Consider the following 22,032-nt stretch of genomic DNA (forward strand, 5'->3'; position numbering starts at 1 on the left):
CTTCTATCCTTAAATCAACCTGGCGATGGTATCATGGCTCACTTCTACAGGGTATATTGCCAGCTTAGTTAATCAGTTTTTATAGATGTTTAAGGAGTTACTATGGAGTGGGCATTAGTTGTCGCCGCTTTCGTTATTGGGTTATTGCTAGGTTATGTCGGACGCACATTATTGAGTCGCAATGGAAATTCTGCCAGCAGTAGTAAATTAGCCGAACAAGCAAAACTAGAATTAAGCCAATATAAGCAGGAGGTTAACGATCATGTTGAAGAGCATCACCGCCAGCTTGCCGAATTAACTCAAACCATCAGTAAGCTATCTAGCCAGTGGAATGACTCTTCGGCCATTATCGCACCACAAAATAGTAACAAGCCATTAGCGGCTGCAGAGATGTCCGCATCAACCTTGGAAGATAAACCGGTTTAGCAGCAAAATATTAACCTTTGTTAATCAGGTGAACTTTCCTTTGCTGCATACAGTCCGATTGGATAACAGATTTAAGATTAACGACTTGATTTATGGCAAAGCAGCCCTATATCTAAAGCGATCATAAGTCCATTATCCCAGCATTGGAGTCATGAATTGATGAAAACAAAACTATCACTACTTTCAGCCGCCGTTTTAAGCGCCAGCCTTATGGTAATGCCTGCCATATCACACGCAGCAATTCCGCTCGCTGTAGATGGACAGCAAGTCCCTAGCCTTGCGCCGATGCTAGAGAAGACCACGCCAGCCGTCGTCGCTGTTGCGGTATCGGGAACCCATGTATCTAAACAGCGCGTACCTGATGCATTTCGCTACTTCTTTGGCCCAAACGCCCCAAGAGAGCAAGTGCAGGAGCGTCCATTTAAAGGATTGGGTTCTGGGGTCATTATCAACGCCGAAGAGGGCTATATCGTCACCAACAATCACGTTATCGAAGGTGCTGACGAGATCTTGATCGGCCTACACGATGGCAGAGAGATTGAAGCCAAATTAATAGGCAGTGATGCGGAGTCCGATATCGCCTTACTGCAAATTAAGGCTAAAAACCTCACCGCATTAAAACGTGCCGACTCTGACGAATTACGTGTTGGCGATTTCGCCGTCGCCATCGGCAATCCCTTTGGATTAGGCCAAACCGTGACCTCCGGTATTGTTAGTGCCATGGGACGCAGTGGACTGGGCATCGAGATGTTAGAAAACTTCATTCAAACTGATGCCGCGATCAATAGCGGTAACTCTGGTGGTGCGCTAGTTAATCTAAATGGTGAGCTGATTGGTATTAATACCGCAATCGTTGCACCAGGTGGTGGTAACGTGGGTATCGGCTTTGCAATTCCTGCCAATATGGTCAATAACTTGATTGATCAAATCATCGAGCATGGCGAGGTGCGCCGTGGCGTACTTGGTGTCAGTGGCCGCGATCTCGACAGCGAACTAGCCCAAGGTTTTGGCCTCGATACCCAGCACGGCGGTTTCGTAAATGAAGTCATGCCCGATAGCGCCGCCGATAAAGCGGGCCTCAAAGCTGGTGACATCATTGTGAGTGTGAATGATCGTGCCATTAAATCATTCCAAGAACTGCGTGCCAAAGTCGCCACCATGGGCGCTGGAGCTAAGGTAAAACTTGGACTCATCCGTGATGGTGATAAAGAAACGGTCACTGTAACCTTAGGTGAAGCCAGTCAATCAACTGAAACCTCAGCAGGTGCAGTACACCCAATGCTCGATGGTGCAAAGCTAGAGAACGATAAAAAGGGCGTAGAAATTACCGATATTGCCCAGAGCTCTCCTGCAGCAGCGAGTGGCCTGCAAAAAGGTGACATCATTGTCGGCGTTAACCGCACACGCATTGATGATCTTAAAGAGCTAAAAGCTGAACTTAAAGAGCAACAAGGCGCAGTAGCACTTAAAATCTTACGCGGCAAAACAAGTTTATACCTTGTTTTGAGATAGCACCGCGCTTACCTATTGAGGCCATGCCACCGCATGGCCTCTTTTATTTGATGCCCCTCATTGGATAAGAGCACAAACAAATAGCCAATAGTGCCGCATAAATAAACATGTTAATCTAACGCAACTTTTCTCATATTTTTCTGACTCATGACTTTAAAAGACACTGCACTCTATATTGGCAAAGCGATCCTTTTTGGTCTTATTATGGCTGCAGTGTTCCTAATCGTAACGCCACTCATAACAGGCCAAGGTAATCACTCCACCTTTTTCCAGCAAAGAGGGCAAAACGGCATAGAGCTCTCCTTTTCCCAAGCCGTTAGGCGCGCAGCACCAGCAGTCGTTAACATCTACAGCTTGAGTATCAATCAAAACCAACCGCTTAATTCAGGATCGTTGCAAGGACTTGGCTCAGGCGTGATCATGAGTAAAGAAGGCTATATTCTTACCAATTACCATGTCATTAAAAAAGCTGACGAGATAGTTGTTGCTCTGCAGGATGGGCGTAAATTTACCTCTGAAGTCGTGGGTTCTGACTCTGTAACCGATCTTGCGGTGCTGAAAATTGAGGGTGATGCGCTACCAATAGTACCCATTAATATTGAGATTCCTGCACAGGTTGGTGACGTGGTATTAGCCATAGGCAATCCCTACAACCTTGGCCAAACCATTACTCAAGGCATTATCAGCGCAACCGGTCGTAATGGCCTCAGCTCAGGTTACTTAGACTTCTTACAAACTGATGCAGCGATTAATGCGGGCAACTCTGGCGGGGCCCTCATTGATACCAGTGGTCAACTCATAGGTATTAATACAGCCGCCTTCCAAATTGGTGGTGAAGGCGGTGGTCATGGGATCAACTTTGCCATTCCTATCAAACTGGCACACAGCATCATGGGGAAACTGATCAAAGATGGTCGGGTGATCCGAGGGGCATTAGGCATCACAGGCGAACCCATCAATCCTGTTATGGCGCAAATTTTAAACTTGCCAGATTTAACGGGAGTCATGGTGACAGGTATCGATCCCCAAGGCCCTGCGGCGCAAGCTAAACTTAGGCCTCGCGATGTGATCACTAAATTTGATGGTGAAATCGTACCTGGTGTCGAAATGCTAATGGATAGAATTGCCGAAGCACAACCTGGCACAGTGGTCACTATGACCATCATTCGCTTGGGGAAATATTACGATGTGCCTGTGACCATTGGTGAAAACTTCGGCGAAGAATAACCATAAAGGATATGCCGCCACTTGTGTCGTCCACTCCTAACCGCAAAAAGCCAGCATCGACGCTGGCTTTTTATATTGCCGACTATTTATGCTTGGGTGATTCACCGCCTTTAAATAGTTTCAACCAGAAACCGCATTCGAGTAACGCCCCCACCAAGATAAACGCCAGCGCACTGTAATGCATCCCTATGCCATAAAACACAAGCGCAGCAAGCAGTAAAACGAACAAAGCAACGAGTCGCTTTCCATGTTCCATAAAACCTCCCTTAAGAAACTTAAACCACTGATGTTATTAATCTTAGCAGCGTTGCGCTACTTATAATAAATGAAGTCAATTAAACATTTTTCATCTTATATTCGTCGGCATACGCCAACAATTGTTACCCGATGATAAAATCATCACAAGTTTGGGGGAAAAATAGCGCTCGGCCCCTATAACACTTGCGTAAGAGACCTATGCAAACCTGAACGCTGCAACAGGATTTAAAGGGATTGGTATAAACTATTGTCATGCCTAAGCACCAGTGCCGCGACAAAAAAAGACCACCTCTGGCGATGTCCGAGATGGTCTTTTCTGGGGGTCAAATTACTTTTTCACTTTTAACAGTTAGTGATGGTTATTTATGTACCTTGGAGAGCGCTGCCGCCTTCTGCGCATAATCTCCATGACAGTTACCACAGGTAAACTTAGCGGTACCCCATGGCATTTGATACTTGCCATCATCGCTGAACTGCTTCGCATCTGCTGATAAGTCTAAGGTGAATAGATGAGACTTGATGTCACCAAACACCACATCTGCGCCACCCATCTTAGGTGCTGTCGTTACCGCGCTCTTAGCAAGTTTAGGCATATGACAATCTGTACATTCAGCTAATGTGCCGTGTCCGTATGAACCGCCACCATCCGTGAACGCCATAGTGTGACAGTCGGTACACGCTTTCACTGCATTCATGTGTAGGCCATCAGTGCTATCTTGGTTCTTCGTCGACTTATGAGAATCATGGCAATCGATACAGGTCATACTCTTCTTGGCACCAATCTCATCACCGGCTTTATAAATACCGTAATCTTGAGGAACAACACCTAACATTTCATCAGCGGTTTGGTGATGCTGTGCCAACCCCCCTTTCGCGATAATACGACCACCGACTTTAGAGCCATTTGGATACGAAGTATTATATTTACTCACAAAGGATGGGTAATCTTTCTCGCCATCACGGGTATGACACTCGGCACACGTTACCGCTTTACCGTAAGCCATATCATCGGCTAAGAACTGATCAGTAGTACGGGCAACAGCGATTTTAGTGATATTGTCCTTAGAAGGGGCTTTAACGTGGAAGCTACCGGCACCATGGCAAGACTCACATTGAATACCTTGCTCGGCAAACGTACCATTCATACCGGGCAGATCGTCTTGACGGTTAGGATTACGCTCATCGCCACCCGCCACATCTGTTGTGCGTTTCCAACCCGTAGTATGACAGTTACCGCAGCTATACTTATAGTTAAACTCTGTAGATTTATAATCACCCATCACGCTTGCATCGGCAGGATGGTTATCAGGAATATTGAGCTCGCCTTTACCGTTACGAATATTGTACTGTACGTTCTTACCCGTAACTATGTATCCATCTTTATCCAACCAACGCATTTTCCAGTGGTAACCACCCACAACGTAAGTCACATCGTCATAGCTTGTAGGCGCACCTAGGTCGTTATTTGGCGTCGAATCCACAAGTAAGTCGATTGCACCTGTAATGGTTGCTTCAGGCGTATAAGGGAAGCTTGGTTGTTCACCTGCACTAATTTTCTGAATTTTGAAGTTGTGACCCGTCTTAGAGAACGTTGCATGCTGATCAGCGTGACAACCTGCACATGCCGCTGAACCAACATAAGCGAGCACATCAGGCTCTGGGATCACGGCCGCCTCAACAGTCACAGTCACTTCACCTGTCGCCTCATCGGTGCCATCTGTGATCGTGTAGCCGAACTTCACTTCACCAGCCGATGTTCCTGCAGTAAAATCGACTTTTCCCTCTTTTATTACGGCGCTTGTGGAGTCAACGGAAACAAGCGTTAAGGTGTCGCCATCAGCATCAGTATCATTGGCTAACACATCAATTGTCACCATTTCAGAGACAGTCACTTTTGCCGTATCTGCAACGGCTATCGGTGCATTATTCTCATCAACAGGTGGGGGAGTTACGGTTTCGTCATTATCACTACCACATGCCACTAGCATAGAAATCATACTAGCAAGCAGTAGCTTTTTACATGGAATTTGATTGCTCATTTGTTCATCCTCTCGTGGCTATGACAATCACCAACTTTGCAGGGAGGGCGATTGATATGTCTCTTTGGACATACTCACAGTATTTGCGCTTTACCACTAAAGGGATAGATGAGGCGATTTCACAACAACTCAGACTTTGTGAACTTTAGTTATCAGATTTAATTTAATATCTATATAATCATATGATTAAGATCTATGATAAATTATGGTTTTGTAGTACAAATTGACCAGTCGTTGTCAAAAGGTAGATCTTGTTCTCATTTTGTTGCACCAAACCCGCTTTTTTCAGCTGACGCAGATGAAAGTTAAATTTGGTGTGGTCTTCCACGTCAACTAAACGGCAAAGATCCATAAATTTTAACTGTTTATGCGTGCCCAACTGTTTAAGGGTTCGCCGGCGTAAGGGATTAGCCAATGCAGCATACACACTGTCAGGGTCTATATCTGAGGCCGATTTTAAAAGCTGCTTTTCAGCAATACTGCGCTTTATCGTCATCAACAGTTCACCCGCATTAAAGGGCTTGGTCATCACACTGTCAGCACCTTTCTTCATGGCATCGACCGCCGTATCAACGGTTGCATAAGCCGTGATGATGACTATAGCTAAAAATGGGTTCAATTGACGCAAGTTTGATATCGCCTCTACACCAGTCATACCAGGCATCAGTAGATCCATTAAAGCGATGTCGAATGTCTCTTGCTCACAGGCACTTATCGCTAATTCCGCGCAATCAACCGCCGTCACCTTATGACCTTCTAACTCTAATATATCCACCATATTGATACGTAAGTCAGCATCATCTTCAGCAATTAAAATATTAATCATAACTGTCCTTATCAATTGGAAAGTGGATATCAATTTGTGTGCCCTTACCCAACTCACTGCGTATTGCCATCTCACCATGATGAGCGCGGATAATTGCATCGCAAATAGCCAAGCCCAAGCCCGTACCCTGTCCTATGGGTTTAGTTGAGAAAAACAGCTCAGTCGCTCGATTGAGTGTCTCGCTATCCATACCTTGGCCAAAGTCTTGTAGCGATAAGCAGATCTGCCCAGCCTGACTTTTAATGGTCAGTAGGATCTTCCCACCAGCGTCGCTGGCATCCATTGCATTAGATAAAAGATTTATCAATAACTCTTCGAGCTTTATCTTCTGCCCATTTATCTGGATATTGGGTTCACAATCAACCACAACTTGATAGTCACGACGCTTGTGAGACAAGAGTCTTATTGCCGCTTGTGCAACCTCAGCAAAATTAACAGTAGAAAATGACTCCGATCTAGGCCTTGCATAAGCCAACAGCTCTTTACTAATGTCTGCAGCGCGGCTAATGCCCATTCTCACTCGGTTAACATACTCTTGCTGCGCGCTATCGGTAATGGGATATTTACGTTCAAGCAGCTCTAACGCCAATGAAGATGAAGCTAATGGATTATTAATTTCATGAGCCACCCCAGTCGCCAGTCGGCCAATCGCCTTAAATTTATCAGCTTCTAACGCACGCTTTAGCTTTGCTTCAGTCAGCTTCTCTCGCTCAATATCAAAGACTTTTAGGGCTTTAAACAGAGTAAACAAAACAAGCCCACTGGCGAGTGTCCGCAACACAGGTACCCCAACGTGCAGCTCCGTTGCGACCAATCCTGCCATGACACCGTAAATCCATAAGCCTATGCCAGTGGCGATGAAATAATGCCCGTATTCATGCTCGGCCTTCATTAAACTGTAGCCATAAATTGCAATACCACAGCCAGCAAGAAACGCACTACCAAAACCCAGTAACAACCGCGTGTAATGAGCCGCTTCTCTAAACAGATCTTCTGATAGATTGAACGAGCTAGAAAAATGCACCACTGCCATGCAGTAAACCAGCAAAATAGTGACAACCAACCCTCGCCCTACTTTTGCCACAGTGTTAGGGACAATGCCAAATAGCAGCCATGCAAAAATCATTAAGCTGGCAAAAGAGAGCGCCAATTTAAGCAGCCTAAGCCACTCGACTAAAACTTGGTATTGAGGCTGAATATCCGCTTCAAACAGAATGACATATAGTTCTGACCATTCATGGAACGCATGGGAGAAACCAAATAAGGCGAGCGCCCATAGGGTCGGTGAGATAGACAGCTGACTGTACTTGAAATTCCGAAACACCACGACGCAGCCGATGGAGAAGAACACCAAGCCGTAGAAGAGATAGATGTTGAACACAATAAACGTGGACATAAAACCAGCGTAACAGGTTCAAGTTAGGTTAACAGTGACCCCGACAACAATTTACCTCACTCCAATTGCATAAGTGACTTTTGATACACACAAAAAAAAAGCCACTACTCTAGTGCAGTGGCTTTTATCATCGTCTCAAAGGCTAGCGAGTACGAACAACTTCTCCGCCTAGGCCTTTAAATTTATCTTCGATATGCTCATACCCACGATCAAGATGGTAGATACGATCAACCGTCGTTACACCGTCGGCAACAAGGCCAGCTATAACCAAACTCGCTGACGCACGCAGATCGGTTGCCATCACCTGTGCACCATTTAATTTTTCGATGCCTTGAATAATGCAAGTATTCCCCTCAAGCTCCATTGTGGCGCCCATACGGATCAACTCAGGCACATGCATAAAACGATTTTCAAAAATCGTTTCAGTAATGGTTGCCGTCCCTTGCGCTAGTGCATTAAGCACACAAAACTGTGCCTGCATATCCGTAGGAAAACCTGGATAAGGCATGGTTTTGATATTAACGGCATTGGGCTGCTTATCTTGCATATCAAGCTCAATCCAATCTTCGCCTGTTGTAATCTGTGCGCCTGCATCTTCTAACTTAGCTAGCACTGACTCTAACGTTGACGGATCCGCAGCTGTACAACGAATCTTACCGCGAGTAACCGCGGCAGCTACTAAAAAGCTGCCAGTTTCAATACGGTCAGGCATGACGCGATAGTGACAACCACTCAGCTTTTCTACACCTTGAATACGAATGGTATCGGTGCCAGCACCTTTAATGTTTGCCCCCATCGCAATCAAACAGTTGGCTAAATCGATAACCTCAGGTTCACGCGCGGCGTTTTCAATCACAGTTTCACCATCAGCTAATGCCGCGGCCATAATAAGGTTTTCGGTGGCGCCAACGCTGATCATATCCATAAAGATATGTGCACCTTTAAGACGTCCATCGACTCGCGCCTTGATATACCCCTCTTTAACCTCTATCTTTGCGCCCATCTGCTCTAATCCATGCAGATGCAAGTTAACTGGACGAGCACCAATCGCACAGCCACCGGGCAGTGATACATCAGCCGTACCGTAACGTGCAAGCAATGGTCCTAAGATCAGAATTGATGCACGCATGGTTTTAACCAATTCATAGGGCGCGCAGAATTCGTTTAAATGCGTGGTCGAAATGGTGATCTGACCGTCATCATGACGTTGAACATCAGCGCCTAAACAACGTAACAGCTCGCAGCTGGTATTCACGTCTCTGAGATTAGGAACATTACTGACCACAAAATCTGAATCCGCTAACACACCCGCCATAAGAATGGGCAGTGCCGCATTTTTAGCACCAGAAATGACGACTTCGCCACTGAGTTTACCGCTTGCCTGAATTTTTAATTTATCCACAATGAGTCTCTAACCTGGCATGTTGAAAATTTTCTCACGCTTCCATTGCGTTGGAGTAAATGCATTAATCGTGATGGCATGCAGCGCACCGCTGGTCACCTGCTCCATCAATGGCGCGTATATCATCTGTTGCTGCTTCACACGGCTTACGCCATCGAAACACTCGCCGACCGCAACAATTTTATAATGCGTGCCATCTTGGCTCACATGAACTTCTTCTAGTGACAACGCTTCGCTAAGCAGCTGTTCAATTTCATTACATTCCATGGATCTGTAACCTTTATTGGGCTTCTTCGACGAAGAAGTCTTGTAAATCATATAAACCGATAAGTTTCTGTAATTGCGCTGGTGCGCTGTGCAGTGTCAATGTGCGGCCAGCTTGCGTGGCTAAGCCACACAGATGTATCAATAAAGCGATCCCTGCGGTATCGCTATAAATAAGTCCTGATAAATCTAGGTTATTAACCTGATTGCCTATCAGCCCATCAACCTTTGGCCAATGTTGTACGACCGCCTGTTGTGATAATTCGCCCACTAATTTGCACCTATCACCCTGCGTGACAAATTCTAACATTAGCGCTTAGTTCCTTGGCTCTCTAAACTAATGTGGCTGCTGATATGGTTCTCTAACTCTTCAATGACCGAATCAATGCCATTTTGGCGAATTAAGTTAGAGATTTCAGCGCCCTTAGAAGAGAGTAAGCTAACGCCTTCAGCCACTAAATCAAACGCTTTCCAGGTGTCATCTTTGAGCCGGCGGACACGAAACTGCAGTTTGATCGGTGGCCTACCTTGCTCAATAATCTGTACGTTGACATCAACCATCTTTTCTTGGGCAAAACTTTTTGCTGGCGCAAATTCCACAGCTTGATTGGTATACTCGGTAAATGCTTGGGCATACGTTGCAATCAAATAATTTTTAAATGCTTCAGAAAAACGCTCGCGTTGTTCTGGCGTGCTTTGCCTTAAATAGGTGCCCATCACCTTATAAGAAGCGTACTTATAATCGATGTAGGGCATCAACTCTTGAGAGACTATCACCTTAAGATGGTCGGGATCGCGCTTAATTGTGTCAATATCCTGATGAAAACGGGCAAAAGTATTATTGGCCACAGTTTCGACCATCACATAGGGATCGGTAACGTTGACATCAGACTCTGCCGCTCTGGCCATAGTACTGATAGACATAACCCATGATACCAATAAGACTTTCCATAAATACTTCATAATCATCCCTACTACTAATTGTCTTTAGACTGCACGCTATATAAAAACTGACCAATAAGATCTTCCAGCACTAGTGCCGAGTGCGTATCATCAATTCTGTCTCCATCGGCCAACATGCCAATATCGTCAAGCACAAACCCTGGAGTAAGCCCAAGAAACTGCTCGCCCAACAACCCAGATGTTAAAATCGACAGGCTACTGGTTTCAGGGAACTGATCGTATTGCTTATCCATGGCTAACTCGACTACCGCCACCAACTCTGTTGGATCCAAGCTGATGCGAGTCACACGCCCAACGACAACCCCCCCCACCTTTACTGGTGAGCGTACTTTTAAGCCGCCGACATTGGTAAATTTGGCGTACAAAGTGTAATGGCTCTGGCCAGGCTTAACATCAACATTGGCAACGTTAAACACCAAAATCAGAAACGCCGCCAATCCAGACAGAATGAAAACGCCCACTAACAGTTCAATTTTTCGAGTCAACATACGCTCTATTACCACTCTGTTGTATACATATCACGAAGTGTGATTTATCAGTTCATCCATAAACAAAATTTAATTAACGGCCAAACATCATCGCCGTTAGCAGAAAATCTAGTGCTAATACCGCTAAGCTCGATTGCACCACGGTCTGTGTCGTCGCTCGGCTTATCCCCTCAGGGTTCGGGATCACATGATAGCCACGATAGAGGGCTATCCAAGTCACCACGATAGCAAACACTACGCTCTTAATTAAGCAGTTGACGATATCTTGTCGCCACTCAACCGATGCCTGTAAAATCGACCAAAAGCTACCGCTATCAATCCCTTTCCACTCGACACCCACAATATGACCGCCATAAATACCGATCGCAGTAAACATCAACGCCAATAGCGGCAGGCTAATCACCCCAGCCCAAAAACGCGGCGCAATGATCTGACGCAGTGGATCAATCGCCATCATCTCTAGACTCGACAACTGCTCAGTACTTTTCATCAAACCTATCTCAGCGGTTAATGCCGATCCCGCCCGTCCAGCAAACAATAATGCCGTAACAACGGGGCCAAGTTCACGAAGTAAACTCAGCGCCACCATGGGACCTAGACTATCTTCAGTGCCAAAACCCACCAAAATATTATAGCCCTGCAGCGCCAACACCATGCCAATAAACAGACCTGAGACCAAGATTATCACCATGGACTGCACACCAATCACATAGAGCTGCTTAATCAGTAACGGCGTACCTTTGGCCACATTGGGCACCTTTGCAATCGCGCCCCATAACATTAGCCCCGCACGCCCCAGTCCCGTCACCGTGGCAATGGCACTGCGGCCGATGCTGGCTATAGAATCAGTCACGCTCACCTAACATCTCCTTTTGATAGTCTTGCGCCGGAAAATGAAACGGTACAGGGCCATCAGGCTCGCCACCAATAAACTGTTTCAGCTTTGGGTTATCGGCTATTCTTAATTCGGCTGGTGTGCCGTGGACGATCACGCGCTTATCTGCTAATACATACACATAATCGGCAATGCCTAATACCTCTTGTACATCATGAGACACTACAACCGAGGTTAAATTGAGCGCATCGCTGAGATCACGAATCAGCTTAACCAGCACACCCATAGAAATTGGGTCCTGGCCAGCAAACGGCTCATCATAAAGCACCAATTCAGGCTCTAAAGCAATGGCTCTGGCCAACGCCGCACGGCGTTGCATGCCACCCGATAACTCACTGGGCATCATTTGAGCGGCTCCTCGCAATCCAACAGCTTCAAGCTTCATCAATACAATACGCTTAATAATTGGCTCTGGCAGCCCGGAGTGTTCGCGCAAAGCAAACGCGACATTATCGAAGACATTCATATCGGTAAACAGTGCACCACTTTGAAACAACATACTCATACGTTTTCGCAGCGCGTATAGTTCAGTGCGATTACACTGGTGCACGTTGACGCCGTCCACCTTGACCCAACCCGCATCTGGCACGAGTTGACCGCCAATTAATTTAAGCAGTGTTGTCTTACCAATACCACTAGGCCCCATGATAGCTGTCACCTTGCCGCGAGGAATAGACAGACTAACATCTTCATAAATGACATGTTTACCCCGGCTAAACCCGAGATTATTCACCTTGACTAAAGGCTTAAATGCATCATTCATCGGTTTGTGGCTCATTGCGTGACCTCATCGGATCCATGATAAAGCGACAGAAAAAGAGACAAATTGTACGTAATTGACCTATTGTGCACAACTGAATCGACACTATCTTGCCGCAATACTTTCAATTTTGCTCAAATCCAGCGAAAATGCGCGGCAGACTCTAAAACAAAAATGAACTTTGATGCTATTTAATATATTTCTACTGATTGCTGGTTTGGGTGCTTTGGTATGGAGCGCCGACAAGTTTGTCTATGGTGCCGCTGCTTTTGCGCGCAACCTTGGCCTTCCTCCAATGCTCATTGGCTTAACCATTGTGGCCATGGGCAGCTCAGCACCTGAAATGTTTGTTGCCGCCACAGCATCAATGGAGGGGATGACCGACACGGCTATCGGTAATGTATTGGGCTCAAATGTTGCCAACATCACCCTGATTTTAGGTATCACTGCATTGTTAGGTGCCATTTCAGTAAGCTCTCAAACGCTCAAACGTGAAATACCCATGATGTTAGCCGCCACCGCGATTGCAGGCTATTTCCTACATGATGGCCAGCTCACACGTATCGAAGGTGTGATGCTCATGACGCTGTTTTTTGGCTTAATGGGCTACCTAATTTGGCATGCCGTGACCAATAAAGAGGTCGATAAGCTTGCCGATGATGCTGACAGTGAAATTCCTAAAGATGTGCCAACGTTAAAGGCTATGCTGTGGTTAGTAGTTGGTATCATTCTGTTACCCATGTCAGCAGACTGGATGGTACAGGGTGCAGTTGGCATCGCCAAAGCTTACCATCTGTCGGACCTTGTGATTGGATTAACCATTATTGCTGTGGGGACTAGCTTGCCTGAACTGGCCGCCTGCGTCGCTGGCGTTCTCAAAAAAGAGGATGACCTGGCCATAGGTAATATTGTTGGCTCAAACTTATTTAACATTCTTGCTGTGCTCGCGCTGCCCGCGTTAATTGCGCCCGGCGCTGTCGATGCCGCCGCTAGCAGCAGAGATTTCTATATGGTAATGGCAACAAGTAGTGCCTTAGCCATACTCATTTTACTAACAGGCAAAGCTCGCCAACTTAAACCTTGGCATGGTGGCTTGTTATTAGTGACATTTATCGCGTATCAAGTGGTACTTTTTCAATCTTAATTTTTCGACTACGCGAACTGACTAAACAGAGAGAACACTATGGTAGATGCAAATCAATTACGCCAATGGGGACGCAATGTTATCGACATTGAGCGTAATGCCCTTGATAACCTGTATCAATATGTCGATTCGCTAGAATTTGTCAAAGCCTGCCAACTTATCCTCTCGTGCACAGGTAAAGTGATTGTGATGGGCATGGGGAAATCTGGCCACATTGGCAACAAAATATCAGCAACGCTTGCGAGTACAGGTACGCCAGCCTTCTTTGTTCATCCAGGTGAAGCCAGTCATGGCGATCTCGGCGTGCTCAGTGAAAATGATATTGTCCTGGCAATCTCTAACTCTGGTGAAGCCAGTGAAATTCTCACCTTGATGCCAGTAATAAAGCGCATGGGATTACCCGTCATTGCCGTCACAGGCAAACCCGAATCAAGCATGGCTAACCACGCTGTGGTGCATCTATGTATCGAAGTGCCTGAAGAAGCCTGTCCACTTGGGTTAGCCCCCACCTCTAGCACCACCGCAACATTAGTGATGGGTGATGCCCTAGCTGTTGCTTTGTTGCAGGCTCGAGGTTTTACTAAAGATGACTTTGCCCTTTCACATCCAGGCGGTAGTTTAGGACGCAAGTTATTATTAAAGGTTAGTGATGTGATGCATAAAGGTGATGAACTACCGCAGGTATCGCAAAATATCTGCATCACCGATGCACTTTATGAAATATCCAAAAAAGGCTTAGGCATGACGGCTGTCGTTAATGATGATGGCCAATTGGCGGGTATCTTTACCGATGGCGATCTACGCCGCGTTATCGATGCCGAAGTTAATCTTAGAACCACCTCTATCAGTGAAGTCATGACCCATGGCTGTGTTACTGTCAGCGATGGCATCTTGGCCGCCGAAGCACTGAAAGTGATGGATGAGAAAGAGATTAACGGCCTAATTGTGACTAACAAGCAACAACAGCCCATCGGTGCATTAAATATGCTCGATATGGTTAAAGCAGGAGTGATTTAATATGTCGCATCAAGGTTTATATGGTCCTGTTAGTGATACCGTATGGCAAAAAGCCAAACAGATAAAACTGCTTATTTGCGATGTAGACGGTGTGTTTTCCGATGGTTTGGTTTACATGAGTAACAGTGGTGATGAGCTCAAAACTTTCCATACCCGCGATGGCTATGGTGTGAGGTCTCTGCTCACCAGTGGTATTCCCGTAGCTATCATCACAGGGCGTAAATCACAAATTGTCGAAGATCGCATGACCGCACTCGGCATCACTCATATCTACCAAGGCGTTGATAATAAGATGGTGCCTTATGAAGCGCTATTAGAGCTTTATCAAGTCAACCCTGAGCAGGTAGCTTATATTGGTGATGATATGGTCGATCTTCCTGTTATGCAGCAAGTTGGCTTATCCGTGTGTGTGGCCGATGGCCATCCCTATGTCAAACAGCATGCAGACATGGTGACTCATATCAATGGCGGTCACGGTGCCCTCAGAGAACTGACCGACCTCATCTTAGTCAGCCAGGGCAAATTTGAATCGGCTCACGGTATGAGTATATGAACAGAGTCACGCTGGCAATTATAGCGTTTTTTGGTACGGCCTTAATTCTCTATTGGCAGGTGCAAACCAAGCGTGGCAATGAAGCGCTGAACATAGATGTCACGGATCGCCCAGATTATGTCATCAATGATCTAAAAAGTGTGCAGTACAATGAACTGGGCCAGCTCAACAGCCGCGTATCAGCCAGCCACATGGAACACTATTCTGATAAGAATATGACCTATTTTACCCAACCGGTATACTTGGTCTATCCTGACGAAGGCAATGCACAGTGGCGTCTACGTTCGACAAAAGGCACCTTAGATAAAGCCAGTGGACGAGTGAAATTAGAAAATAATGTTATCATTGATGCCATTAGCCCTGAAGAGCCTATCCAAACGATAGAAACAACCTATCTAGAGTTAGATCTCAACACCATGATAATGACCTCTGATCGCACCATTCGGATCACTGGTAATGACTTTCTCATTACGGGCAAAGGCTTATATGCCGACCTTAATGCACAAAATGTAAGACTGACGAGTCAGGTAGAAGGAACATATGAAACTAAATAACCTTATTCTTGCCAGCATGCTGACACTCATTAGCTTCAGCAGTGCCGCCAAGGTCAACGACCTCATGCAAGAAGTTAAGATCTCTGCCGCTAGCCAAGAAGCTGACATCAAAAACAATCAGATTATTTTTAATGGTCCAGTTGAAGTCACCCAAGGTTCAATCAAGATCAAAGCCGATGAACTGCGCGCCTTTAGCAAAGAAAATAGCACTGGCCGAATCTTAGTCGCCACAGGTAATCCTGCCACCTACTCTCAAGTGATGGAAGATGGCCGCCCAGCTTCAGCTAGCGCCAAAGAGATCCGCTATGAGCTATCGACTCGCACCTTGACGTTGGTAGGCGATGCAACACTAGAGCAGGAAGGTAGCCAGGTCACAGGCAATCAAATTCGTTACAACATTGAACAACAGCAACTTATCGCAGAAAGTACTGGCAATGACCGAGTGATCACCATCATTCAACCGGAAAATTACCAAGAAGAGATAGATTCAGGCAATGAACAGCAGCCTGAAAAGCAGGAAAAGCAATGAGCGAAAAAACCTTAAAAGCGGTTAACTTAGCCAAGAGTTATAAAAGCCGTGCCGTGGTTCAAGATGTCAGTTTAACCGTTAAAACCGGCCAAATTGTCGGCCTACTCGGACCTAATGGTGCAGGCAAAACCACCACATTTTATATGGTGGTTGGTTTAGTCCAAAGTGATAAAGGGCGGATTTTTATTGATGAGGATGACCTCACTCTTGACCCTATGCACCTACGTGCGCGCAAAGGCATTGGTTACCTACCACAGGAAGCCAGTATTTTCCGTAAGCTTACCGTGCGTGACAACATCATGGCGGTGCTGCAAACGCGCAGCGAGCTCAATAATGATGAGCGCGAAGAGCAACTAGAGCACCTGCTTGAAGAGTTTCATATTACCCATATCAGAGACAGCTTAGGCATGGCCCTTTCTGGAGGCGAACGTCGCCGAGTTGAAATTGCACGCGCTCTGGCCGCTAACCCTAAATTTATTTTGCTAGATGAGCCGTTTGCGGGGGTTGACCCAATCTCGGTTATCGACATCAAAAAAATCATTGAACAGCTCAAAAACCGTGGACTGGGTGTGTTAATCACCGACCATAATGTACGAGAAACATTAGACGTGTGTGAAAAGGCCTATATCGTTAGCCATGGCAACTTAATCGCTGAAGGCACACCTGCAGAGATCTTGGATAACCAACAAGTGCGAGCGGTGTACTTAGGCGAACAATTCAAGCTATAGTTAATTTAGAAGCGCTATAACAAAGCGTATCTCCTTGACCAAAGCGGAGTATGGGTTACCCGCTTACCTCAAGGAATAATCAAGCTTTCTCATTTAAAAAATTAAAATCAAGGGAATAGCAGTACGATGAAAGCGTCACTTCAGCTCAAAATGGGTCAGCATTTAACCATGACTCCACAGTTACAGCAGGCGATTCGTCTGTTGCAATTGTCGTCACTGGAACTGCAACAAGAGATCCAACAAGCATTAGAATCTAATCCGTTACTCGAGTTAGATGAAGAGCAAGAGGGTGCCAACACCGAATCACAGCAAGATGACGGCGATAACTTTGATACTAACTACGATAACAAGATTGAAGTTGATTCCAGCCAAGATAATTCGAGTTTAGAGACGTCTGACGCCCTGACTCAAGATTCCATGCCCGATGAGTTGCCCGTAGATACCACTTGGGATGAGATGTATACCGCTTCCCCCAACTCAAGTTCTGGCGCAATGCGTGATGACGATATGCCTTTCCAAGGTGAAACTACCGAGGGCCTCTACGAACACTTAGAGTGGCAAAAAAATCTCACCCCTTTTTCAGACAATGACTTGGCCATCGCCACCGCAATTATTGACGCTATTGATGAGCGTGGATATCTCACCCAAAACTGTGATGATATTCTTGAAGCTATGGGCGACCCTGAAATAGAGCTCGATGAAGTTGAAGCAGTTTTAAAACGTGTGCAACACTTCGACCCCATAGGCGTAGCCGCTAGGGACTTAAGTGAATGCCTCACGATTCAGCTAACACAATACAGTAATGACACGCCACACATCGACAATGCAAGAATGCTTATCAGCGAACACTTAGACCTGATCGCAGGGCGTGATTTCCGCTTATTGATGCGCAAAACTAAGCTAAAAGAAGATGATCTGCGTGATGCAATTGCGCTGATTCAGACTCTGAATCCACGCCCAGGATTAGCCATTACAGCCAGTCGTGATGAGTACGTGATCCCAGATGTTACAGTGACCAAGAAAAAAGGCCGCTGGGTGGTTGAGCTAAATCCAGATAGTATGCCTAAAATTAATGTTAACCAGCATTATGCGGCAATGGCACGAAGTACCAAGAGCCAAGCTGACGGACAATTTATCCGTGGTCACCTTCAAGAAGCAAAGTGGTTTTTAAAGAGTCTAGAAAGCCGTAACGACACACTACTTAAAGTCACCAACTGCATCGTTGATTTCCAACAGGGTTTCTTTGAATTTGGTGAAGAAGCGATGAAGCCCATGGTGCTCAATGATATCGCCGAAGCGGTTGAAATGCATGAATCCACTATCTCGCGTGTGACCACCCAAAAATATATGCACACCCCACGCGGTATTTTTGAACTAAAATATTTCTTCTCCAGCCACGTTGGTACCGATGATGGTGGAGAATGCTCATCAACAGCGATACGCGCCTTTATTAAGAAGCTTGTTGCTGCTGAAAACCAGAAGAAACCATTAAGCGATAGCAAAATGGCACAATTATTGGCTGAACAAGGGATTAAGGTCGCTCGACGCACCATTGCTAAGTATCGAGAGGCGATGTTGATCCCGCCGTCGAATCAGCGCAAAAGTTTATAATCAACAACTGGAAACCGGAGGAGTAAATTTATGCAAATAAACCTGACTGGGCACCACATCGAGATAACCCAATCTCTACGGAACTATGTTGAAGAAAAATTTACAAAACTTGAACGACATTTCGATCAGATCAATAATGTCCACGTTGTATTAAATGTCGAAAAAATGCAGCAAAAAGTTGAAGCTAAGTTACGTCTCCGTGGTGGAGAAGTCTTCGCAACATCAGAACATTCGGATATGTACGCCGCAATAGACTCCCTGATAGACAAGTTAGATCGTCAGGTCATTAAACACAAAGAGAAGCTTACTAAACATTAACGATGGAACTTAGTACCATCCTGCAGCCGGAGTGCACTACCTGCGCGACCCCGGGCAGTAAGAAAAAGGTACTGGAACTTATCAGCGACTTAGCCGCTGTCCAGTACCCGACCCTCTCCTCTCAAGAGATATTTGAAAGCCTTCTGGCGAGAGAAAAAATGGGCAGCACAGGTATAGGTAATGGTATCGCGATTCCCCATGGGCGACTCTCAAGTATAGAGCAACCAGTGGCTGTTCTCGTAAAATGTGCTGAACCTATTGCATTTGATGCAATAGATAATCAGCCAGTCGATATCCTTTTTGCATTACTGGTGCCCGCAGATCAATGCGAGCAACATCTTAGTACTTTGGCCGCCATGGCTGAAAAGCTCAATGATAAAGCCATCATGAAGCAGCTAAGAAAAACCCAGGATGAGGCAGAACTCTATCAGGTGATCACTCAATGAAGTTGGTTATGGTGTCCGGCCGATCAGGCTCGGGAAAGTCAGTTGCACTAAGGGTCCTTGAAGATCTTGGGTATTACTGTGTTGATAATTTACCTTTGCAGATGGTGGAGTCATTACTAAACCAGCTAAAAGGCAGCAATGAGTTAGTCGCCATTAGCGTCGATGTTCGTAATATGCCGAGCGGTGATATTCAACTCGAAAAGCAGTTGGCTAACTTGCCTAAAGACACCAAACTACTGAGCTTTTTTCTCAACTCATCTGACGATGTGTTGCTCAAGCGTTACAGTGAAACTCGGCGTCTTCATCCGCTTTCTCGCTCAAAAGTTTCTCTTAAAGAAGCTATTCAGCTTGAAGGTAAGATGCTTGAACCTATCGCTAAGCTCGTTGACCATTACATTGATACCTCTACGCTCAATATTTATGATCTCAGCGACAAAGTACGCGAGATCTTACTTGGCACCGTAGATAAAGAGTTAGTGATCAATTTTGAGTCGTTCGGCTTCAAATACGGAATGCCCAGTGAAGCTGACTTCATGTTTGATGCGCGCTTCTTACCTAATCCACATTGGGAAGCAGAGTTAAGACCACTCACAGGTCTAGACGAACCCGTGCAACTGTTTTTAAGCCAACAACCCTTAGTGAGTAAGTTTATTTGGCAGATAGAAAATCTGTTAGAAACTTGGTTGCCTCATCTTGAACGCAACAATCGCAGTTACCTCACAATTGCCATTGGTTGTACTGGCGGTCAACATCGCTCGGTCTATGTCACCGATCAATTAGCGAAACTTTTCAGCAAGAGTAAACACAAGGTTCAGGCGCGCCATCGAGAATTAAAAAATGGCTAAACTTGAGCGTCAGCTGACAATCTGTAATAAGTTGGGGCTTCATGCCCGTGCCGCCACGAAACTGGCGGTACTTGCCGCAAAATTTGATGCGCAAGTGACTCTGATTCAGGGCGATAAAACAGCGTCAGCGGCGAGTGTTTTAGGCTTGCTGATGCTTGAAACCGGCATGGGTAAAACCATCACCCTGATTAGCGAAGGCAAAGATGCCCAAGCGGCATTGGATGCCATCAGCTCGCTTATCGATGCCAAATTTGATGAAGCTGTATAATCATCACCCAATAAAACCCACAGTAGCCATTACCATTAGCTAGAATCAAATACCCCGTTCATCTAGGGAGGAGCTATGCCGATCGAAGTGTTAGACAGTGATACAAGTGATCAACGTCTAAATCAGCTTACTCAAGCCCTAAGCAGTGGGATGTTTGTCCATGTGCGCAGTATGTTGCACGACATGGCAGCCTCAGATATTGCTTTCATCTTAGAGTCATCACCACCGAGAACACGACAAGTGTTATGGCAGCTGATTGACCAAGAGCATACTGGTGAGATCCTTGACGAATTAGGCGAAGAGCTCAAAGATAATCTGATTAGGCAGATGAGTCCCGAGCGCGTAGCTAAAGCCGCCGAAGGGATGGATACCGATGATCTAGCGTATATTCTGCGTAGCCTGCCAGACAGTGTATTTAACCAAGTATTGCAGTCAATGAGGTCCCAAGATAGAGCCAGAGTAGAACAAGCCCTCTCCTATCCCGACGACACCGCAGGCAGTATCATGAACACTGATACGGTGACACTACGCCCGGATGTCAACATAGATGTAATTCTGCGCTACCTGCGTATTCGTGGCGAGCTACCACAAGCAACAGATATGCTCTATGTCGTCGATAAAAGTGACTGTTTACTCGGTGGTGTGCGTATTGCCGATCTGCTGACCTGCGACCCAAATGCCTCGATTCGTGAGATCATGAATGACGACTTAGAGGGGATCCCAGTCGGCATGGATGACGGCGAAGTGGCGCAGCTATTCGAGCGCCATGACTGGTTGTCAGCCCCTGTTGTAGATGATGACACCAACAGACTTCTGGGCCGTATCACCATCGATGATGTGGTCGATATAATTCGTGAAGACGCTGAGCACTCTATGATGGGTATGGCGGGGATGGACGACGATACCGATACCTTTGGACCAGTACTTAAAAGTACCTTTAGGCGTTCTCTGTGGTTAACCATCAACCTCTTTGCTGCACTGCTTGCCGCCTCAGTCAGTAATATGTTCGAAGGCACTTTGGAGCAATTTGCCACCATTGCCATTTTAATGACCATAGTCCCCAGCATGGGAGGCGTCGCTGGCAACCAAACCTTAGCCTTGGTTATTCGTGGTATTGCCTTAGGGCAAATAGGTCAAAGTAACTCGCGCTGGCTTATTGGTAAGGAGCTGGCGATCGGCTTTCTCAATGGCGTACTCTGGTCGATACTCGTCTTCCTTGCGGTATGGTTGTGGAAAGGAGATATTGCATTAGGGGCACTCATTGGCGGTGCCATGTTGATCAATATGACTGTTGCAGGCTTCGCAGGCGCCAGTATTCCGCTGCTACTAAAAAAACTCAATATTGACCCAGCACTGGCAGGTGGTATGGTGCTAACGACCGTCACAGATGTGATAGGTTTATTTGCTTTTCTCGGGTTAGCGACCCTGTTCTTATTGCAATAAGAACAGCCAATAGTTCATGATTTTCGATACTGGTAGCAAGCGCTCACAGTGCAAAACTTGGAATGACTAACGCAACGCATCATCGACAAATTTTTCACGTGAAATAGGCATAATACCAAC

The 22,032-nt window shown here is 46.0% G+C and carries 26 protein-coding genes; 15 read left to right on the forward strand and 11 right to left on the reverse strand.

Annotation, left to right across the window (positions count from 1 at the left end; translation table 11 throughout):
- The first annotated feature begins 102 nt into the window (after window positions 1–102).
- The 3 genes from BEL05_RS13505 (at window position 103) to degS (ending at window position 3,165) form a co-directional block, all read left to right on the forward strand.
- Window positions 103–426, forward strand: a complete 324-nt coding sequence (locus BEL05_RS13505) for a ZapG family protein (protein ID WP_037427943.1) — start codon at window positions 103–105, stop codon at window positions 424–426.
- A 159-nt stretch (window positions 427–585) separates the two neighbouring features.
- Window positions 586–1,938, forward strand: coding sequence for a Do family serine endopeptidase DegQ (degQ, locus tag BEL05_RS13510; RefSeq protein WP_028762634.1), 1,353 nt, complete (start codon window positions 586–588; stop codon window positions 1,936–1,938).
- A 147-nt stretch (window positions 1,939–2,085) separates the two neighbouring features.
- Window positions 2,086–3,165: an outer membrane-stress sensor serine endopeptidase DegS gene (gene degS, locus BEL05_RS13515; RefSeq protein WP_028762633.1), complete on the forward strand. Its 1,080-nt coding sequence runs from the start codon at window positions 2,086–2,088 to the stop codon at window positions 3,163–3,165.
- Between the two features lie 82 nt (window positions 3,166–3,247).
- Here the strand turns inward: degS and BEL05_RS21055 are convergent, their stop codons facing one another.
- The 11 genes from BEL05_RS21055 to BEL05_RS13565 all read right to left on the reverse strand — a co-directional run bounded on the left by BEL05_RS21055 (window position 3,248) and on the right by BEL05_RS13565 (window position 12,474).
- Window positions 3,248–3,421 carry a hypothetical protein gene (locus tag BEL05_RS21055; RefSeq protein ID WP_156029374.1) on the reverse strand — a complete coding sequence of 58 codons (174 nt, stop codon included), beginning with the start codon at window positions 3,419–3,421 and terminating at the stop codon, window positions 3,248–3,250.
- Between the two features lie 361 nt (window positions 3,422–3,782).
- Entirely contained in the window at window positions 3,783–5,462 is a 1,680-nt protein-coding gene (locus BEL05_RS13520; RefSeq protein WP_069671465.1) for an Ig-like domain-containing protein, read from the reverse strand.
- Between the two features lie 193 nt (window positions 5,463–5,655).
- Window positions 5,656–6,288: a response regulator gene (locus tag BEL05_RS13525; RefSeq protein ID WP_069671466.1), complete on the reverse strand. Its 633-nt coding sequence runs from the start codon at window positions 6,286–6,288 to the stop codon at window positions 5,656–5,658.
- The gene (locus BEL05_RS13530; protein ID WP_069671467.1) at window positions 6,281–7,684 is read right to left on the reverse strand and encodes a sensor histidine kinase; all 1,404 of its coding nucleotides are present in this window, start codon (window positions 7,682–7,684) and stop codon (window positions 6,281–6,283) included. Before BEL05_RS13530 ends, BEL05_RS13525 begins: the two co-directional genes overlap by 8 nt.
- A gap of 142 nt (window positions 7,685–7,826) precedes the next feature.
- The gene (gene murA, locus BEL05_RS13535) at window positions 7,827–9,086 is read right to left on the reverse strand and encodes a UDP-N-acetylglucosamine 1-carboxyvinyltransferase (RefSeq protein WP_028762629.1); all 1,260 of its coding nucleotides are present in this window, start codon (window positions 9,084–9,086) and stop codon (window positions 7,827–7,829) included.
- 9 nt (window positions 9,087–9,095) lie between these two features.
- On the reverse strand, window positions 9,096–9,353 hold the full coding sequence (locus BEL05_RS13540) for a BolA family protein (RefSeq protein ID WP_028762628.1): 258 nt from the start codon (window positions 9,351–9,353) through the stop codon (window positions 9,096–9,098).
- Window positions 9,354–9,366: 13 nt separating this feature from the next.
- A complete protein-coding gene (locus tag BEL05_RS13545; protein ID WP_028762627.1) occupies window positions 9,367–9,660 on the reverse strand; it encodes an STAS domain-containing protein in 294 nt (97 codons plus the stop codon).
- Window positions 9,660–10,316: an MlaC/ttg2D family ABC transporter substrate-binding protein gene (locus tag BEL05_RS13550; RefSeq protein ID WP_028762626.1), complete on the reverse strand. Its 657-nt coding sequence runs from the start codon at window positions 10,314–10,316 to the stop codon at window positions 9,660–9,662. Before BEL05_RS13550 ends, BEL05_RS13545 begins: the two co-directional genes overlap by 1 nt.
- 11 nt (window positions 10,317–10,327) lie before the next feature.
- A complete protein-coding gene (gene mlaD / locus BEL05_RS13555) occupies window positions 10,328–10,801 on the reverse strand; it encodes an outer membrane lipid asymmetry maintenance protein MlaD (RefSeq protein ID WP_028762625.1) in 474 nt (157 codons plus the stop codon).
- Window positions 10,802–10,874: 73 nt separating this feature from the next.
- Window positions 10,875–11,660, reverse strand: coding sequence for a lipid asymmetry maintenance ABC transporter permease subunit MlaE (gene mlaE / locus BEL05_RS13560; RefSeq protein ID WP_028762624.1), 786 nt, complete (start codon window positions 11,658–11,660; stop codon window positions 10,875–10,877).
- Window positions 11,647–12,474: an ATP-binding cassette domain-containing protein gene (locus BEL05_RS13565; RefSeq protein WP_175427345.1), complete on the reverse strand. Its 828-nt coding sequence runs from the start codon at window positions 12,472–12,474 to the stop codon at window positions 11,647–11,649. The genes mlaE and BEL05_RS13565 overlap by 14 nt, the downstream gene beginning before the upstream one ends.
- 166 nt (window positions 12,475–12,640) lie before the next feature.
- Between BEL05_RS13565 and BEL05_RS13570 the strand changes: the two genes are divergently transcribed.
- The 12 genes from BEL05_RS13570 (at window position 12,641) to mgtE (ending at window position 21,912) form a co-directional block, all read left to right on the forward strand.
- Window positions 12,641–13,600, forward strand: a complete 960-nt coding sequence (locus BEL05_RS13570; protein ID WP_028762622.1) for a calcium/sodium antiporter — start codon at window positions 12,641–12,643, stop codon at window positions 13,598–13,600.
- Window positions 13,601–13,639: 39 nt separating this feature from the next.
- On the forward strand, window positions 13,640–14,617 hold the full coding sequence (locus tag BEL05_RS13575; RefSeq protein ID WP_028762621.1) for a KpsF/GutQ family sugar-phosphate isomerase: 978 nt from the start codon (window positions 13,640–13,642) through the stop codon (window positions 14,615–14,617).
- 1 nt (window position 14,618) lies between these two features.
- Window positions 14,619–15,170 (forward strand): 3-deoxy-manno-octulosonate-8-phosphatase KdsC, encoded by a 552-nt coding sequence (kdsC, locus tag BEL05_RS13580; RefSeq protein WP_069671469.1) that lies wholly within the window; start codon window positions 14,619–14,621, stop codon window positions 15,168–15,170.
- Complete coding sequence (gene lptC / locus BEL05_RS13585; protein WP_028762619.1) at window positions 15,167–15,724, forward strand: LPS export ABC transporter periplasmic protein LptC; 558 nt, start codon at window positions 15,167–15,169, stop codon at window positions 15,722–15,724. The genes kdsC and lptC overlap by 4 nt, the downstream gene beginning before the upstream one ends.
- On the forward strand, window positions 15,711–16,253 hold the full coding sequence (gene lptA, locus BEL05_RS13590) for a lipopolysaccharide transport periplasmic protein LptA (protein ID WP_028762618.1): 543 nt from the start codon (window positions 15,711–15,713) through the stop codon (window positions 16,251–16,253). Before lptC ends, lptA begins: the two co-directional genes overlap by 14 nt.
- Window positions 16,250–16,981, forward strand: coding sequence for an LPS export ABC transporter ATP-binding protein (gene lptB, locus BEL05_RS13595; RefSeq protein WP_028762617.1), 732 nt, complete (start codon window positions 16,250–16,252; stop codon window positions 16,979–16,981). The genes lptA and lptB overlap by 4 nt, the downstream gene beginning before the upstream one ends.
- Before the next feature lie 126 nt (window positions 16,982–17,107).
- The gene (locus BEL05_RS13600) at window positions 17,108–18,592 is read left to right on the forward strand and encodes an RNA polymerase factor sigma-54 (protein ID WP_028762616.1); all 1,485 of its coding nucleotides are present in this window, start codon (window positions 17,108–17,110) and stop codon (window positions 18,590–18,592) included.
- Window positions 18,593–18,622: 30 nt separating this feature from the next.
- A complete protein-coding gene (hpf, locus tag BEL05_RS13605) occupies window positions 18,623–18,910 on the forward strand; it encodes a ribosome hibernation promoting factor (RefSeq protein ID WP_028762615.1) in 288 nt (95 codons plus the stop codon).
- 2 nt (window positions 18,911–18,912) lie between these two features.
- Entirely contained in the window at window positions 18,913–19,356 is a 444-nt protein-coding gene (ptsN, locus tag BEL05_RS13610; RefSeq protein ID WP_028762614.1) for a PTS IIA-like nitrogen regulatory protein PtsN, read from the forward strand.
- Window positions 19,353–20,201 (forward strand): RNase adapter RapZ, encoded by an 849-nt coding sequence (gene rapZ, locus BEL05_RS13615; RefSeq protein WP_069671470.1) that lies wholly within the window; start codon window positions 19,353–19,355, stop codon window positions 20,199–20,201. The genes ptsN and rapZ overlap by 4 nt, the downstream gene beginning before the upstream one ends.
- The gene (locus tag BEL05_RS13620) at window positions 20,194–20,469 is read left to right on the forward strand and encodes an HPr family phosphocarrier protein (protein WP_028762612.1); all 276 of its coding nucleotides are present in this window, start codon (window positions 20,194–20,196) and stop codon (window positions 20,467–20,469) included. The genes rapZ and BEL05_RS13620 overlap by 8 nt, the downstream gene beginning before the upstream one ends.
- A 75-nt stretch (window positions 20,470–20,544) precedes the next feature.
- Window positions 20,545–21,912 carry a magnesium transporter gene (gene mgtE / locus BEL05_RS13625; protein WP_028762611.1) on the forward strand — a complete coding sequence of 456 codons (1,368 nt, stop codon included), beginning with the start codon at window positions 20,545–20,547 and terminating at the stop codon, window positions 21,910–21,912.
- Window positions 21,913–22,032 lie beyond the last annotated feature (120 nt).

The sequence above is a fragment of the Shewanella colwelliana genome, assembly GCF_001735525.1.
Lineage (GTDB): Bacteria > Pseudomonadota > Gammaproteobacteria > Enterobacterales > Shewanellaceae > Shewanella > Shewanella colwelliana.